10 protein-coding genes are annotated in these 16,874 nt (G+C 68.4%); 3 read left to right on the top strand and 7 right to left on the bottom strand.

Features of this window, described 5'->3' with window-relative positions:
* Positions 1-84: 84 nt before the first annotated feature.
* The 4 genes from M5E06_RS28385 to M5E06_RS28370 all read right to left on the bottom strand — a co-directional run bounded on the left by M5E06_RS28385 (position 85) and on the right by M5E06_RS28370 (position 10,937).
* A complete protein-coding gene (locus M5E06_RS28385; RefSeq protein ID WP_252141119.1) occupies positions 85-3,222 on the bottom strand; it encodes an ABC transporter transmembrane domain-containing protein in 3,138 nt (1,045 codons plus the stop codon).
* Between the two features lie 135 nt (positions 3,223-3,357).
* Positions 3,358-3,879 (bottom strand): class I SAM-dependent methyltransferase, encoded by a 522-nt coding sequence (locus M5E06_RS28380; RefSeq protein ID WP_199230961.1) that lies wholly within the window; start codon positions 3,877-3,879, stop codon positions 3,358-3,360.
* 127 nt (positions 3,880-4,006) lie between these two features.
* The gene (gene hmgA / locus M5E06_RS28375; protein ID WP_252141118.1) at positions 4,007-5,311 is read right to left on the bottom strand and encodes a homogentisate 1,2-dioxygenase; all 1,305 of its coding nucleotides are present in this window, start codon (positions 5,309-5,311) and stop codon (positions 4,007-4,009) included.
* Positions 5,312-5,582: 271 nt separating this feature from the next.
* Complete coding sequence (locus M5E06_RS28370) at positions 5,583-10,937, bottom strand: two-partner secretion domain-containing protein (RefSeq protein ID WP_252141473.1); 5,355 nt, start codon at positions 10,935-10,937, stop codon at positions 5,583-5,585.
* Positions 10,938-11,278: 341 nt separating this feature from the next.
* Here M5E06_RS28370 and M5E06_RS28365 point away from each other — a divergent pair, with 341 nt between their 5' ends.
* On the top strand, positions 11,279-12,031 hold the full coding sequence (locus M5E06_RS28365; RefSeq protein WP_252141117.1) for a ParA family protein: 753 nt from the start codon (positions 11,279-11,281) through the stop codon (positions 12,029-12,031).
* A 2-nt stretch (positions 12,032-12,033) separates the two neighbouring features.
* The gene (locus M5E06_RS28360; RefSeq protein ID WP_252141116.1) at positions 12,034-12,771 is read left to right on the top strand and encodes a DUF3102 domain-containing protein; all 738 of its coding nucleotides are present in this window, start codon (positions 12,034-12,036) and stop codon (positions 12,769-12,771) included.
* Positions 12,772-12,777: 6 nt separating this feature from the next.
* On the opposite strand, the gene M5E06_RS28355 is transcribed toward M5E06_RS28360, so the two are convergent.
* On the bottom strand, positions 12,778-13,383 hold the full coding sequence (locus tag M5E06_RS28355) for a hypothetical protein (RefSeq protein WP_252141115.1): 606 nt from the start codon (positions 13,381-13,383) through the stop codon (positions 12,778-12,780).
* A gap of 265 nt (positions 13,384-13,648) precedes the next feature.
* Between M5E06_RS28355 and M5E06_RS28350 the strand changes: the two genes are divergently transcribed.
* Complete coding sequence (locus tag M5E06_RS28350; protein WP_109074436.1) at positions 13,649-14,554, top strand: LysR family transcriptional regulator; 906 nt, start codon at positions 13,649-13,651, stop codon at positions 14,552-14,554.
* 1 nt (position 14,555) lies between these two features.
* On the opposite strand, the gene mmsB is transcribed toward M5E06_RS28350, so the two are convergent.
* Positions 14,556-15,446, bottom strand: a complete 891-nt coding sequence (gene mmsB / locus M5E06_RS28345; protein WP_252141114.1) for a 3-hydroxyisobutyrate dehydrogenase — start codon at positions 15,444-15,446, stop codon at positions 14,556-14,558.
* Positions 15,447-15,618: 172 nt separating this feature from the next.
* A complete protein-coding gene (locus tag M5E06_RS28340) occupies positions 15,619-16,764 on the bottom strand; it encodes an isobutyryl-CoA dehydrogenase (RefSeq protein WP_252141113.1) in 1,146 nt (381 codons plus the stop codon).
* Between the last annotated feature and the right edge of the window lie 110 nt (positions 16,765-16,874).

Below are 16,874 nucleotides of genomic sequence, written 5' to 3'. Positions count from 1 at the left end.
ACGCCATGCATCCCCCTCACCCTAACCCTCTCCCCGGGGGGGAGAGGGGATGTCTGGCGCTCCTGCCCCATTGCGGTCATTCCATTATGCTTCCGTTTCGGATCGGCTGTTTTCGGCTGTCTCGGCCCGCGGAGCGGGAGGTGGCGTGGCCGGAGGCGGGACGGCCGGGGCTTCGCTGGTCAGGCGCTTGCCGACCTGCTGGATCACCCGCAGAGGCAGGTCCGGCACCGACGACAGCAGCCGCAGCATGTTCGCCCCGTCCAGCCGCAGCAGACGCAGGTCGGTGCGGGCGCGGATGGTGGAGAAACGCCGCACGCCGGCCAGCAGCTCCAGATCGCCGATCACCTCGGGCGGCTTGATGTAGGCGATGTGCAGCGGTGGCTGGTTGTCGGGCATCAGCCGCACCAGCTCCGCCTCCCCTTCCGCCAGGACGAAGGTGAATTCCGACGGTTCGCCGCTGCGGTAGATGAAATCGCCGGCCGCCACCGTGCGCCATTCCGACGCCGTCAGCAGGCGGCGCAGCACCGTTTCCGGCAGGTCGGAGAAGACGGGGGAGCGCGACAGCAGGCGCAGGGCCGGCTCGTCGGTCTCCTCCGTCTCGCCCGGCATGGTGTCCTCGTCATGGTCGGCGCCATTCTGGCCGCGCCGGACCAGCCGGCCGTCCTCCAGGTCGTAGAGCGCGTCGAAGGCCGGGTTGTCGGAAATCCGCTCCTCCAGCACGATCAGCGTCATGGTCGGCAGCAACTCCTTCATGGCGAGGAAGATGCGCAGCCGTTCCTCCGGATCGTAGCTGTTGAGCGCCTGATAGATGACGAAGATGTCGGGCTTCTTCATCAGGCCGCGGATCAGCTGCACCCGCTGGCGCACGCTGATCGGCAGCAGCGAGCCGCCGATGCCGACCTCGCCCAGCGCCACCAGGATCAGCACGAAGGCGCGCGCGTCGGTCCGCTCCAGCGCCTCGTCCACCAGGACCCGCAGCTGGGTGATGGCGCGCGGATCCTCCGTCGTGATGCGGCCGAACAGAAGGTTGTCCATCACGTTCAGGCGCGGGTGGTAGAGGTCGGGATCGAAGACGGCGACCTTGTCGCGCAGCTCGTACGGCATCTCGTTCAGCAGGCTGCGGCGGATCGCCATGATCGCCTCGCGCTCCGCCGGGGGCACGAAGTCCATGCCGTCGCGCTTGGGCACGATCATCAGGAACATCGTGGCGAACAGCAGGGTGTCCGCCTCTTGATGGCGGCGCTGCGGCCGTTCGGAGCGGCGCTTCAGCCGGGTGACCGCCTCCACCAGCTCTTCGAACAGGGCGTCGTCAATGTGCGGGTAGCGCATGATCATGACGTCGCCGTCGGCGCTGTCGCGGTAGACGCCGACCACCCGCATGGCGAAGCGGCGGCCGATGCGGACGGCGGAGTCCCACAGCCCGTATGTTTCCATCAGCTCGCGGACGGTCGGGTTGCAGACCATGCGGGCGACCGTCAGCCGCTTGCCGTCCGGCAGGCCGAACAGCATGTTCTCGGCAAGGCTGGCGTAGGGGTTGAAGCAGTCGCGTTCGAACCGGGCCAGCAGCTTGTCCATCCCGCGTTCGGTGATGGCGTCGCGCAGCCAGTGGCGGGCGCGCAGCAGCGGCTGGGCGACGAAGGGGTAGTCGTCGGGGTCGAACACCTCGCGCAGGCCGCGCTGGTAGACGGCGGTCTCGCCGCCGGTCGCCGCCAGGCATTGCATGAACCAGGGGCGCAGGCTGGTCCAGTCGGTGGCGCCGATCATGGCGAAGTCGGTCCAGATCCCCTCCATGCTGTCGGTGGAGTTGCCCGACGCCTCGGCCTCCACGATCTCGCGCCGGCGGGCGGGCGACATGCTGTCCGGATCGTCGGCCGGCGGGCGGTGGCGCAGACCGTAGGTGATGTTCTGCATCATGCTGCCGGTGAACATGCGCGGTTCCGGGCTGGCATAGGCCATGCGGCGGCCCAGCAGCTCCAGCGGAATGGCGTCCAGCGACTGGTCGCCGATGGTGATCCGGCCGGAGGTCGGCGGCGACAGCCGCACCAGCACCTCGGCCAGACGGCGCAGTGCCAGCGCGTTGGTGCCGGCGATGCCGATCAGGGAGCCCGGCGGCACCTCCAGCGACAGGCGCTGCAGCATGCGGTCGCCATATTCGTTGGCCCAGGTCACCGCCTCCAGCCGCAAGGGAGCCTTGAGGTCGGGGGGCGTGGCGGGCGTCGGCGTCGTCCACTCGAACAGGAAGGGGGGCGAGAACTGGTCGGCGATCTGCTCGTACTTGATCTGGGCGTCGATCATGTTCTGGTAATAGTCGAGCAGCTCCTTCCAGGGGGCGGTCAGGTCCTTGAAGGCCGAGAGCGCCGCCACCAGCGCGCCGATGGACATGTTCCCGTGCAGAACCAGATAACCGCCGATGGAGAACAGGAAGAAGGGGGTAATCTGGTTGATGAAATTGTTCAGGAACTTGACGAAATACTTGCGCTTGTAGATCTCCAGCCTGATCCAGTAGATGCTGCCGAGATACTGGGAGAACTCGGCCATCACGTAGCGGACGGTGCCGTTGACGCGGACCTCGCGGACGTTCTCCACGCTTTCGCCGATGCGTTCGGACAGCTGGCGGACCTTGCGCACCCGCTCCTTGCCCAGCAGCTTCACCTTCATCTGAAGCTTGGGGATGATGTAGGCCTGCACCGGGATCAGCGCGACCGAGACGAGGCCGATGGTCGGTTGCTGGATGAACAGGAACAGCAGGATGGTGAGCATCGTGCCGCCCTGGTAGAGCGGTTGAGCGAAGGAATCGCCGATGAAGCCGGCCAGCGGTTCGGTTTCCGCCGAGATGGTGGAGATCAGCTCTCCCTGGCTGACCTTGGAGAAATGAGGCAGCGGGAAGCGCAGCATGCGGTCCAGCAGCAGGAAGCGCAGGCGCCGAACCTGCCGTTCGCCGACCACGCCCTTGAAGGTGTTGATCCGCATCTTGAAGGCGCCGTTGGCCAGCACCAGTGCCAGGAAGGTGAAGCACAGCACCAGCAGATAGGTCACCGGCCCCATGGACACGCCGAGGATCTCGCGCACCGGCTGGGGATCGGACAAGGCCCGGTTGATGATGATCTTCGGCAGTTCAAGCGAGGCGTAGAGCACCGGGAAGGATGCGACCGTCAACAGGGCGAGCAGGATCTGCTGGCGTCCGCTGTGCTTCCAAATGAACTGAAATATGTTGCGGTCCATCAATGGCCTTCAGCGTCGCGGCCGGTCAGGGCCGCAGGGGTCGCGCGCGGGGGGATGAAGGACGGAAGATTGGCGTGGGCCGGTCCATTTTCCATCGGTGCTTTTGCCGCTGCCGCTTTCTCCGTTGCCGGCCGCTCAGCCTTCGACCTTCCAGGCGTAGTAGCTCCAGCGATCGTCGGGCGGCAGGGGCAGCGGGGTCCAGTTGGGGCGCTGCAGCGGACGGTCGGACAGCACGACGCCGCCGGGCAGCATCAGCGCGTCGATCAGCGGCGCCAGCCACGCCGCCTGTTTGGCGTCATGGTTGCGGTCGGTGCTGCCGAAATCGGCATGGGCCAGCCGGGCGCAGCGGCCGAAACGCTCGGCGGCGGCCGGCATGGTTTCCTGGAAATCGCCGACGAACAGGCGGTCCTCGTCCGGCGTCAGCTCCGGCGGCACGCGCACCCACATGTCGAACACCAGGATGTCGCGCGGCGGGAACAGGTGGCGCAGATGGTCGAAGGTGCGGCCCTTGCCCAGGCCAACCTCCAGCACCATGCCGTCACGCCCGGCGACCGCGCGCTGCGCCCAGGCCAGCGCGTCGCGCTGCACCGTCATGCGGTCGATCATCCGGTCGAGCAGCGACCGGCTTTCCGCACCAATACCAACGTCGGCCGCCATCGGCCCCCTCCCCTTGCCAAGCGCCCGAACGGCACGGCAGCAGTTTGAAAGGCTGCGCGCGCGCCGTCGAGACAAAACGTCGCATGATGGGGGCTGGCGGGTGCGGCTTCCCTGACTTCTGGCCGGCTTATGGCCGGTTCGGGTCGAAGCGCTTCGCCAGCCCCTGCCAGCAGCGGTAATAATCGTGCTGAAGCTCGGCAGTTTCCAGTGCGTGCCGCGTCGGGCGGATGACGGCGCGCGTTTCGAACATGAAGGCCATGGTGTCGCCGACCCGCTGCGGCCGGGCGGTGTCGGCGGCGGTGGCCTTGGCGAAGGTCTCCGCATCGGGGCCGTGGCCGCTCATGCAGTTGTGCAGGGAGGCGCCGCCGGGCAGGAAGCCCTCCTCCTTCGCGTCGTAGACCCCAACGATCAGGCCCATGAACTCGCTGGCGATGTTGCGGTGGAACCAGGGCGGACGGAAGGTGTCCTCCTGCACCAGCCAGCGCGGCGGGAAAATGACGAAGTCGATGCTGTCGACGCCGGGGGTGTCGCTGGGCGATTGCAGCACCAGGAAGATCGACGGGTCGGGATGGTCGAAGCTGATCGAGCCGATGGTGTTGAAGCGGCGCAGGTCGTATTTGCAAGGGGCGTGGTTGCCGTGCCAGGCCACAACGTCCAGCGGTGAATGGTCGATGCGGGCGGTCCACAGGGCGCCGTCGAACTTCGCCACCAGTTCGAAGTCACCGTCGACATCCTCGTACCACGCGTCGGGCGTCAGGAAGTCGCGCGGGTTGGCCAGCCCGTTGGAGCCGATGGGGCCGAGGTCCGGCAGGCGGAAGGGCGCGCCGAAATTCTCGCAGACATAGCCGCGGGCGGTGCCGTCAAGCAGTTCCACCCGGAAGCGCAGGCCGCGGGGGATCAGGGCGATCTCCTGCGGTTCGACCTCCAGCACGCCAAGCTCGGTGTAGAGGCGCAGGCGGCCCTGCTGCGGCACGATCAGCAGCTCGCCGTCAGCATCGTAGAAGAAGCGGCCCTGCATCGACCGGTTGGCGGTGTAGAGGTGGATGCCGCAGCCGGTCTGCGCCTGCGGCCCGCCGTTGCCGCCCATGGTGGTGAGGCCGGCGACGAAGTCTGTCGGCGTGTCCGGCATCGCCGGCGGGTTCCAGCGCAGTTGGGTCGGCGGGGCCGGCACCTCGTCGAAGCGGCTGGTCAGGGAGCCGGACTCCAGCGGGCGGAAGGGTTCGTGCACGACCGCCGGGCGGATGCGGTAGAGCCAGGAGCGGCGGTTGTGGGCACGTGGTGCTGTAAAGGCGGTGCCGCTGATCTGTTCGGCATAGAGGCCGTAGGGCGGGCGCTGCGGCGAGTTGCGGCCGACGGGCAAGGCGCCGGGCAGCGCCTCCGTCGCGAATTCGTTGCCGAAGCCGGACTGGTAGGTGAAGGCGGGGGACGTCATGCGGGCTGCTCCCTGTTCCGGGGGATGCGGCCGGCCTGGGCACCGGGCGCGACCATTTGTCGCTCATATAGTTTCTTCTGAAACTACACGCCAGAGGAAAATGGAGGAGTTGTTGCGGCGGTTTGCCCCCTCCCTAACCCTCCCCCTCTTCGAGGGAGAGGGGACTGCCGCTGCTTCGACATTTACGTCACGTCGACAAGCGTCCTGCCCCCTCTCCCGCGAAGCGGGGGAGGGATGGGGAGGGGGCATTCGCAGCATCCCCATCCCCGCCTCAATTCATGCGGCGATCCGACAGGTCCAGGATGAAGTCGCCGCCTTCGTCGTAGCCGGCGGTGCGGATCACGCCATATTGCGGGGTCTGCGGCGCCTCGCTGGTCACGTCCTGGCGGACTTCCTGATAAAGCGCGTAGCCGTTGCTGTCCTTCGGCAGGGCCATCACCCGCTTCTTCAGCGCCACCGCGAAGGGGGAATTCACCTCGCCGTCGGCGACCGGCTCGTCGCCGCCCGACGACAGGGCCATGACGGAGCGGCGCTGCCGGATCTCCTGCTCGCTGGCGAGGCGGCTGGCGTCGATCTTCTGCTCCTTGGTGAAGGCGCCGGAATAGCAGCTGTCCGACACCACCATCACATGCTTGGCCGGCATGCGGCTGAGGAAGCGGCCGATGTCGTTGTTGGACACCCAGTTGCGGGCGCTGGTCGTCTCCGCATCGGCCGGCAGCCAATAGCCGGTGCCGGTCTCCGCCAGTTCGTAACCGTGGCCGGCGTAATAGACCATCACCTGATCCTGTTCGCCAACCTCGCGGCCGAGCTTGCGCAGAGCCTCGCCGATCTGCGCCTTGGTCGGGTTGCGCAAGGTCCGCGTCTCGTAGCCGAGATGGTCGTTCAGCGCCTGCGCCACCGCCTTGATGTCGGCGCCGGGCGTGGACAGGGCCGGGATGGCATTGTCGCGGTAGCTGTCGACCGCGATCATCAGGGCGATCTTACGCGGCTTCGGCGGGGCGGCGGGATCGGGGGCGGCGGCCGTGCTGTCGATGGCGATGCGCTGCTCGGTCGTCTTGCCGGCCTCGTCGGTCATGGTTAGGGTGGCTTCGGTCGCCCCCGGCTCCACCGGGATGCTGGTGCGGAACTGGCCCTTCTCGTCGATGAAGACCCAGCGGCCGTTCACCCGCGCCTCCGCAAGATTGGCGCTGTCGGCGACGATGCCGCGCAGGGTCATGCTGCCGCCGCGGGTGCGGCCGCCGCGCGCCTGCTGCAGGCTGGGCGGGGCCGAGGAGGCGGTCGGCCGGCCGAACATGTCCGCCGCCCGCGGGTTCGCCACCAGCTGCCGCAGCGCGCCCGAGAAAGCCTGGGTGCGCTGTTCACGCTCCACCCGCTGCACCATGGCGAGGTAGGTGCGGGCGACCTGGGGCGGCAGGTTGGCCTGGGTCACCGCGGCGCGCACCTGGGCGTAGCCGCCGGGCTGGCCGGACGCGCTGTTCTGCAGGATGCCGCCGACACGCACCGCCACCGGATCGCCGCTGGCGGTCAGGCCGCCGATCAGGGCGGGGACGGGTACGCTGGCCAGCACCGCGCGCTGTTCCGGCAGTGAGAGGCTGCCGGTCGACAGGCTCGTCACCGCCTGGACCATGCCGCCGCTGCCGGCCGCCTGGATGAGGCTACCGGCCGCCGCCTGCACCTGCGGCGCGGCGAGAAGCTGCGGCCCCGGCTGCGACAGGGTTGCGCCGGAGGCGTAGGCCTGCGTCGCCTCCGCCGAGAAGGTGACGGAGCGTCCGGACGGCAGCACCACCGTCGCCGGCGCGGGTGGCGGAGGCGGCGGAGAGGTCGGGCCGTTGCCGGCCGGCCGGGTACCGTCGGAGGTCTGGCCGCCCTGCCCTGTCCCTTGACCCGTCCCCTGCCCTGTCCCTTGACCCGTCCCCTGCTCCAGCGCCGCCAGGAAGGTCTGGGGGGCGGTCGCGGTGGTCGAGGAGCCGGGGGATGAGCCGGGTGTGGCGGCGGCCGTGGTGCCGGTGGCCGTCGAGCTTGAGCCGGTGGCCGGCGTCCCCGTCGGGTTGGCTGCAATCTGCGCCACCGTCTGCAGCACCGTCTGCACGGAAGTGCTGCCGGTCGTGGCGGTCTGGCCGGTCGACGGCGAGGTCGTGTCCGTCGTGCCGGTTCCGCCGGTGGTCGGTGTGCCGGTTCCGTCTCCGCTGTCGGTGCCGGGGGTGGTCGGCGTGGTGGGCGTCGGGGGCGTGGTTGGAGTGGTCGGGGTCGTTGGCGTGGTCGGGTCATCCGTGTTCGGTGGCGTCACCGGTGGTGTAACCGGCGGCGTCACCGGCGGCGGAGGGGGAGGAGGTGGCGGCGGCGGAGGCGGAGGAGGAGGAGGAGGGGGCGGCGGGGAGCTGGTGACCACCACGTCCCCGTTGCTGTACAGCGCCGTCGCCTTTTCGCCGGTTCCGGCGGTGCCCTGAAGGCTCGCCTCTCCGCCACCCGCGGCGATGCGGATGCTGCCGTCGGTTTCGGCATCGAGGCCGATGCCGGCGACCTCGTAATTGACGGCCGACGTGCCGCCCTTGCCGATGATGGCGAGGCCGCCGGACGAGGTGATCGTCGCCGTGCCTTGGACTTTCACGCCCCAGGCCTCATCGGCATCCACCTGGGTGGCGTCGCCGTCGATCAGGATGGCGTCGGAGGCGGTGGAGCCGGAGCGGATGATCGGGCTGCCTTCGTCGCCGGTGGCGATCAGCACGCCGGCATTCCAGCCATAGAATGACACCGCCTTGCCGCGGATGGCGATCTTGCCGGTGCCGGAGAGAAGCTCACTGGTCCCGGTGATGGCGACGCCATGGCCCTCGCTGTCGTAATCGGCCCCTTCGCCGCGGATGGAGATGGCGCCGCCGCCGGACTCCAGCGTGGCGTTCTCGATCGTCACGCCGGCCGGGCTGTCCGAATTGCCCTTGGCTGCCTCCTGCGTCGGATCGTTGCCGCCGCCCAGGGTGATGGCGCCGCCACTGGTGGTAATCGAACCGCCGGTAATCAAGATCGGACCGCCGGAGGACGCACCGCTGTTTACGGTCACCGGAGTTCCGGAGGAAATGATGGTGGAGGACATCAGCGAGACGCTGTTCCCTGCCTTGAGCATCGTCGTGCCTCCGCTGGTCAGGGCCAGGGTCGACGCTTTCAGGTCACGCGCTGCGTCGACATGGATGGCTCCCGATTGGGTGGACACCGTCGATGAGTCCAGCACGATGTCGTCGTTCCACCCGCCGCCGCTCGTCAGGGTGATCGACGTGTTGCCGAGCCCGATCAATTGAGAGGACGCCTCGACCAGGATTGCTTCGTTACCGGAGCCAAACTCGTTTCGGTCGGTTCCTCCCGCACCGGCGACGATGATGGCGCCATTGTCGCTCTCGAGCGTCGACGCTTTCAGTCGAACGCCGAAGGAATTCCCCGATGAGCAGCCATAGTAGCATTCCTGATCGTTGTGTCCGGCGGCGCCCGTGACCGTGACGATGCCGCTCAAGCTCTGTACCGTTGCCGTGTCGAGCAGAACACCGAGGTTATCGCCGGTGTACAGGTCGGGATCGCAACCCACTTCCGAGCAGGTGCTGGTTCCACCGGCGCCGGTGAGCGTGATGGCCCCGCTGCTGGTCAGCAACTGGCTGTTGCGGAGCGCGATGCCGTGGTTTCCGCCATCATCATAGCGTCCACCTTGCCCATTGACGGTGATGGAGCCGGCACCGGTATCCACCGTGGCATTGACGAAATTGACGCCTGACGCGTAGCCGGCGATCGACAGTCCGGTTGCCGGGTGGGTCGACGGATCCATCCCGCCTCCCACCAGAAACGAGCCGCCGCGGGTGGAAATCGAAATGGCTTCGCCTTCTTTGCCGATCTGAACTGCACCCTCATACGTGTCCGGGTTTCCGGTGCGTCCAGCGTTCAGGATGAGGCTCAGCGCACCGGCGTCCGACCGGATACTGCTGTTGACGATGATGTTCCGGTAGGCATTCAACGTCAGCGAAGCATCGCCGCCGAACGACTTCACGATGGGTTGGTTGACAATGATGTCGCCGGCTTCCGACCCATTCACGTCGGTCTGCAGCGTGACGCTGGTTCCGCTGTTCAGCGAGGTCTGGATCTCGGTGGCGGTGATGGTGCCGCCGGTGTCCGCCACGATGATGTTGGTCGGGTCGAGCAGCCAGGAGCCACCCTTCCCCTGCCCTGCCCCCGCATCCACCCTGCCCCGCACATGCAGCGACAGTTTGCCGGAGGTTTCGACGAAGCCGCCGTCGCCGCCGGCCGCGCCGCCACGGGCGGAGACGGCGCCGTCGAAGCGGGTGGCGTTGTCGGCCCACACCACCACCTTGCCGCCCTTGCCCGCCTGCGTGGCGTCGGCGGTGATGGTGGCGCCCGGGGCCACCACGGTGTCGGTGGAGGGCGGCACCGGCTTGCGCGCCGGGCGGATGTTGTAGCCGGCCAGCGTGGCGGCGGACGCCTTGCCGCCCTGCACGTCGCCGCCGATCAGCACCTCCCCGCCCCCGGCGGGACCAGAGGCGTTGACGCGCGCCGTTGCCGCCAGCGTGGTGCGGTTGCCGGACACGGTGACGGAACCGCCAGTTTGAGGGGCGCCGGTTTGGCCCGGACCACTTTGAGAGTTGCCGTTGCCGCTGGCGTCGAGCGTGCCGGAGACCTCGACCTCGCCACCGTCGCCGAGCAGGACGATGTCGCCGCCCTGCTGCTCCACCCGGCGGGCCTGCACGGTGCCGGACATGTTGACGACGCGGTCGACCAGCCCCTTGGCGGCGCTGGCCGTCATCTGCACCCGGCCGCCGTCGGCGAAGATCTTGCCGCTGTTGCTGACCAGAGCGTCGACCGGCTTGCCGTTGGCGCCGATGGGGCGCGCGTCGGTCTTGGCGTCCACCGCGATGTTGATCTTCTGGTCGCCGAACAGGTCGACGACGAAGCGCTTGCCGGACGCCAGCGTCACCTCGCCCAGCCGGGCCTGGATGGTGCCGCGGTTGGCGACGCCGGGGGCGACCAGCGCCGCCAGCCCGGCCTCGGCCACCGTGATGGTGCCCTCGTTCTCCACCGTGGCGGTGGAGCCGGCGCGGCCCTCGAACTTATAGCGGCCGGCCATGAAGTCGTCGTTGCGGATGTCGTGGGTGGTGGCGAGCAGCCCACCGACATCGACCTGGGCGTTCGGTCCGAACAGGATGCCGTTGGGATTGACCAGCCAGACCTGCCCGTTGGCGGTCAGCCGCCCCAGGATCGCCGACGGGTCGGGGCCGGTGACGCGGTTGAGGGTGATGGAGCCGGCGTCGGGCTGCTGGAAATTGGTGTGCTCGCCCTCACGGATGCCGAAGCGCTGCCAGTCGATCACCGCCTTGGAGGTCGACTGGATGATGTCGAGGCGGCTGGGAGAGGTCGCCTGGATGGTGGCGGCGCCGTCGGTGACCACGCCGCCTTCGGGATTGGCCAAGGCCGGGTGGGCCAGGGCCAGAGGGAAGGCCAGAGAGAGGGTGGTGATCGCGGCGACGATCGCGAAACGGGCCGCACCCGCCAGCGCCGTGCTGTGGCGCAACGTTGTCCGGTGCCGCGCCATGTCGCGTCGAACCGCCGTCCCGCCGAACGCCCCTGATACTCGCATCACCGATCCAATCCTCTCGCCGCCCCCGAAACCCGATGGGAAGGCAATACGCTGTCATAAACCAATGGATACGAAACATTTTAGCGACCCGACGGCCGCACGGAAATCCCGAAAGTGGTGACAGAATGTTTCGTGCCGGCAACAGAGGTTGCGCGTGTGCGGGCACCGGAAGCGTTACCGGTAACGGAAACGGAGTTACAGGCGTTACCGGTAACGGTTTTTACGGTACAGGGATGGCCTATTTCCATGGCGCAGGTATCGCCTTTGCCCTTTCGAGCCGACCGCCGATCCGCTAATAAGAAGGCCATCAAGTAGACTGGCACGCGATGCAGGGGAAACAGATGGCCGATCCGACCGCCGTCGCCACGAGGAAGTCTGCGGGCAAATCGTCAGGTAAATCAAGCGGCAGGCAAGCGACCCAGGGCGCCGCAGGGTCGGTAAAGGCAGTCGCGCCGAAGCCGGCGCGCTGGGTGGTGTACAGCGCGCCGAAGGGCGGCACCGGCAAGACCACCAGCTGCAAGAACACCGCCGTCGCCGCGGCCAAGGACGGCATGCGGGTGGCGACGCTGGATTTCGATCCGCAGCGCACGCTGGGGCAATGGCACGAGCTGCGCCGGCCGCATGACGTGGCGACCATCGACCATTACGAGGGCACGCTGGACGAGATCGACGCCGCGCTCGCCCAGATCGACCCTGCCCGCTACGACGTGGTGTTCATCGACACGCCGCCGTCGGTGGAGCTGTATCCGGAGGCGACCAAGATCCTGCTGCGGCGCGCCGATCTGGTGCTGGTGCCGACCGGGGTCGGGCGCTTCGACAAGATGAGCGTCATCCCCTGGATGGAGTTCCTGCGCGATTACGGCCGCCCGGCCGCCTTCCTGCTGAACCGGGTCAAGCGCCGGTCGGTCAGCTTGCGTGAAGCGAAGCTGGAACTGGGCCGGGTCGGCCGGCTGGTGCCGCACGAGGTGCCGGACATCGAGGACATGCACCGGGTCGACGACATCGGCTGTTCGATCGTCGATGTCGGCGCGGTGAACGGTGCAGACGAATGCCTGGGCGCCTGGTACTTCATCCGGCACGAGCTGGGGATCTGAAGATGGCCAACGTGAAGTCCTTCATGAAGAAGGTGGCGGAGCAGGGCAAGGCCGCTCCCCCGCCGGCGGCCAAGCCGGAGGTAGCGTCTACTCCTGTTCGCTCAGCGACGGCGGTGGCGCCGTCCAAGGCGGACCGCCGGGCGTCCGACATCAGCGACGCCATCGTGCCCTGCCACACCCGGCAGGAGTTCGCGCAGGAGATCCGCTATCATTGGAACCGCAGCCGCAAGGAATTCCTGTCGATCGGCCGGTATCTGAACCGCGCCAAGGAAATCCTGCCGCATGGCGACTTCGAGGCGATGATCGAGAGCGATATGCCGTTTTCGGTCGAGACCGCCTTCCGGTTCCGCGCGGTGGCGGAGGCGGTGGACACCGGCCGACTGTCACTGGAGGTGCTGCCGGGGGCGGAAAGCGTCGCCTACCAGATCGTCACCATGACGCCGGACGAGCTGGAGCGGGCGAAGGCGCAGGGGCTGATCCGTCCCGACGTGACCCGGCGCCAGCTGATCGACTTCAAGCGGTCCTTGCGCCCGCCGAAGGATGTGACGCCGAACGACCGGCGCCGGCAGCTGCTGGCCGAATATGCCCGGCTGCGCGCCCGCATGGCGGAGGTCCGCGACGAGCTGCGCCGCGACCATGGCATCGACCCGGAACATGACCATGGCCGATCCGGCCGCACCGGCGTCACCATCGACGTCGAGGCGGAGGACATCGGCCCCGGTACGGACGGCGAGGCCTGATCCGTTTTAATGGTCGTGGGACGAGTGGGAGGCGATGCCGTCCCGGCTGCCGCTGCGGCCGGGGGAGGAGCCGCCGCTCAGCAGGTCGGTCAGCGCGCTGAAGTCGCGCTGGAAATTGCCGAAGAAATCGACGCCGCCGCCATTGCGGGACGCCCGCGCGGCGGAGGCCGTCATCTCGTGGGCCTCGCTGTGGCTGGAACGGCGGCTGGAGCCGCGCGCATGACGCTTGGGGGCCTTCGGCTTGCGCAGCGGCGTGACCGCCGGCGGGGGAGGGGCGTCCGGTAAAGAGGCGGTTTCCGGCGCGCTGGCGAAGGCGTCGTTGCACAGGCCGCGGTCGGCCGCCCGCTCCAGCCGGTTCGGGTCGAGAATCCAGCAGTCGAAGGCGTCGGTCTGCGGCCGCTTCGGCGCCTGCACCGCAACAGCGACCGGGGCGGCCGGCGGTGCGGCCACCGGCTCCGGAGGAGCGGGGGAGGGCAGGGGGCTGGCGGTCTCCGGCGCGTACAGCAGCGGTTCCGCAGCGGCCGGTTCTGCAACGGACAGGGCAAGCAGGGCGGCGAGTGCCGCCGCCATCACCGTCCCGCTTCCGGTCGTCGTCCGGCCCTCGCCCGGCATCCTCCGTCCTTTCGATCGTCGCGCTCGCGTCTCTCAACAGATAAACGCATCAGCGCGCCTGTTCGTCCGCGCGAAATGGGGGCGGTGCCCGGGAGACGCGGTACTCCTTCCGGGCGGGCTCTTTCGGCGGTGGGGCAGGGCGCGAGTTGCGCCCCGGTGTGGGGCGTTGTCGCAGGGGCGGGTTGGCGCTCTTGTCAGGCGGGCGGGTTGGTGGGACAGTTCGGCCCCTGTTTCCCTTACGAGAATGGACGGCGGCGCCGGCGACATGGCCGATTTCAACTGGAACGACCTGCGCTTTTTCCTGGCGGTGGCCCGGGCCGGCACGCTGACCACGGCGGCCCAGCGCCTGCGGGCCGATCACACCACGGTCAGCCGCCGCATCACCGCGCTGGAGGACGCGCTGCGCGTCACCCTGTTCGAACGCCGTCCCAGCGGATTCACCCTGACGCCGCAGGGCGAGCGGCTGAAACAGACCGCCGAGGTGATGGAGAGCGCGGCGCTTCTGGCGCAGGGGATGGTCGCCGACGGCGACCTGTCGCTGGCCGGGGCGGTGCGGATCGGCGCGCCGGACGGCTTCGGCAGCTGTTTTCTGGCGCCGCGCATCGGGGCGCTCTGTGAGCGGCATCCGGAGCTGGAGGTGCAGCTGGTCGCCATGCCGCGCGTCTTCAGCCTGTCCAAGCGCGAGGCCGACATCGCCATCAGCCTGTCGCGCCCGCAGGAAGGGCGGCTCTATGCGCGGAAACTGACCGATTACCGGCTGGGGCTGTATGGCACCGCCGCCTATCTGGATGCCCGGCCACCGATCCGCAGCCGCGCCGACCTGCGCGGCCATTCCTTCATCGGCTATATCGACGACCTGATCTTCGCGCCCGAGCTGGACTATGTCGAGACCATCGGGGAGGTGGCGCCGCGCATCAAGAGCAGTAGCCTCGTCGCCCAGTTGAAGGCGACGCTGGCCGGAGCCGGCCTGTGCATGCTGCCTGCCTTCATCGCGGCCGGCGAGCCGGATCTGGTGCAGGTGTTGCCGGAAGAGGTGACGATCACCCGGTCCTTCTGGCTGATCGTGCACGAGGATCTGCGCTCGCTGGCGCGGATTTCGATGACCGCCGACTACATCGCCGATCTGGTGCGGCGGGAGCAGGCGCTGTTCCTGCCCCCAACCGCTACCTGATTTACCCTTCGCCGCGCAGCATGCGGATGATGCCGGAGAAGTCGGTGCCGCCTTCGCCTTGCGCGTTCATCATGGCGTAGAGCTGCGCCGCCGCGGCACCCAACGGGGTGGGGGCCCCGGCGCTCTGCGCCGCTTCCTGGGCCAGCTTCAGGTCCTTCAGCATCAGCGCCGCCGCGAAACCGGGCTGGTAATCGCGGTTGGCCGGGCTGGCCGGCACAGGGCCGGGGACCGGGCAATAGCTGGTCAGCGACCAGCACTGGCCCGACGAGGTCGAGGACACGTCGAACAGCGCCTGATGCGATAGGCCGAGCTTTTCCGCCAGGACGAAGGCCTCGCAGACGCCGATCATCGAGATGCCGAGGATCATGTTGTTGCAGATCTTCGCCGCCTGACCGGCACCGGCGCTGCCGCAATGGACGATCTTCTTGCCCATGGCTTCCAGGATCGGGCGGGCGCGTTCGAAGGCGTCCGGTTCGCCGCCGGCCATGAAGGTCAGCGTGCCGGCCGAAGCGCCGCCGACGCCGCCCGACACCGGCGCGTCGAGCGAGGCGGCACCCTTGGCGGCGGCCAGCGCATGCGCCTTGCGGGCGGAGTCGACGTCGATGGTGGAGCAGTCGATCAGCAGCGTGCCCGGCTTCACCGCGGCGACGATGCCGGTGTCGCCGTCATAGACGCCCAGCACGTGGCGGCCGCCCGGCAGCATGGTGATGACCACCTCCGCCGCGGCGGCGATGGCCGCAGGGCTGTCGCCGATGGTGACGCCGGCCGCCTTGGCCGCGTCGATCGCCGCCGGCGACAGGTCGAAGCCCGACACCTGATGCCCCGCCTTCACGAGGTTCGCGGCCATCGGGCCGCCCATGTTGCCCAATCCGATGAAACCGATCATCGCCATCGTCGCGTCTCCCGTTGGTTTGGTTTTTTGGGTGCTTCCCCCTCTCCCCCCTGGGGAGAGGGTCGGGGTGAGGGGGATGCACAGGGGTGGATTTTTGTCGGAGGGCCGCCGCGCGACCCCCTCACCCTAACCCTCTCCCCGGGGGGGAGAGGGGATGAGGTTCCGTGTTTGGTTACGCCATCCGCCCGATCTCGCTGCGCGAGACGATCAGGCGCATGATCTCGTTGGTGCCTTCCAGGATCTGGTGGACACGCAGGTCGCGGACGATCTTTTCCACGCCGTAATCAGCCAGATAGCCGTAGCCGCCGAACAGCTGCAGGGCGTTGTTCGCCACCTCGAAGCCGGTGTCGGTGGCGAAGCGCTTCGCCATCGCGCAGAGGCGGGTGGCGTCCTTGCTCTTCGCATCCAGCGCCGAAGCGGCGCGGTGGACGAAGGTGCGGGCGGCCTCAAGCTCCGTCGCCATGTCGGCGATGCGGAACTGGAGCGCCTGGAAGCGGTCGAGCGACTGGCCGAAGGCCTTGCGCTCGCTCATGTAGGTCAGCGCCTTGTCGAGTGCGGCCTGGGCGCCGCCGATGGAGCAGGCGGCGATGTTGATGCGGCCGCCGTCCAGACCCTTCATGGCGAACTTGAAGCCCATCCCTTCCTGCCCCAGCAGGGCCGAGGCGGGGACGCGGGCGTCCTCCATGATGACGGCGCGGGTCGGCTGGGCGTTCCAGCCCATCTTGTGCTCGTTGGCGCCGAAGGAGAGGCCGGGGGTGTCCTTGGGGACCAGGAAGGCGCTGATGCCGCCGGGACCGTCCTCGCCGGTGCGGGCCATGACGAGGTAGAGGTCGGAGCTGCCGGCACCGGAGATGAACTGCTTGGCGCCGTTCAGGATGTAGCTGTCACCGTCACGCACCGCCCTGGTGCGCAAGGCCGCGGCGTCGGAGCCGGCGTTGGCCTCCGTCAGGCAGTAGCTCGCCAGCCATTCCATGGTGCAGAGCTTCGGCAGCCAATGGGCCTTCTGCTCGTCGCTGCCGAAATTGTCCACCATCCCCGCCACCATGTTGTGGATGGAGATGTAGGAGGCGATGGTCGGGCAGCCCTGGCTCAGCGCCTCGAAGATCACCACGGCGTCGAAGCGGCTGAGCGCGGAACCGCCATGGTCTTCCGACACATAGATGCCGCCCATGCCGAGTTCACCGGCGGCGCGGAGCGTGTCGACGGGGAAATGTTTCTTCTGGTCCCACTCGACGGCGTTGGGCGCCAGCTCGTCGCGGGCGAAGGACAACGCCATGTCGCGGATGGCGACCTGGTCTTCGGTCAGTTCAAAGGACATGCGTCACCTCGTGCGATTCCCCCTCTCCCCCCCGGGGAGAGGGTCGGGGTGAGGGGGATGCGTTGCGTGCCATCGCGAGAATCCTCGCTGTGCGTCCCCCTCACCCTAAC

The sequence above is a fragment of the Azospirillum sp. A1-3 genome (assembly GCF_023806445.1).
Taxonomy (GTDB): Bacteria; Pseudomonadota; Alphaproteobacteria; order Azospirillales; family Azospirillaceae; genus Azospirillum.
Note: the sequence above shows the minus strand (reverse complement) of the source record. Positions and strands in the feature narration are given on the sequence as shown.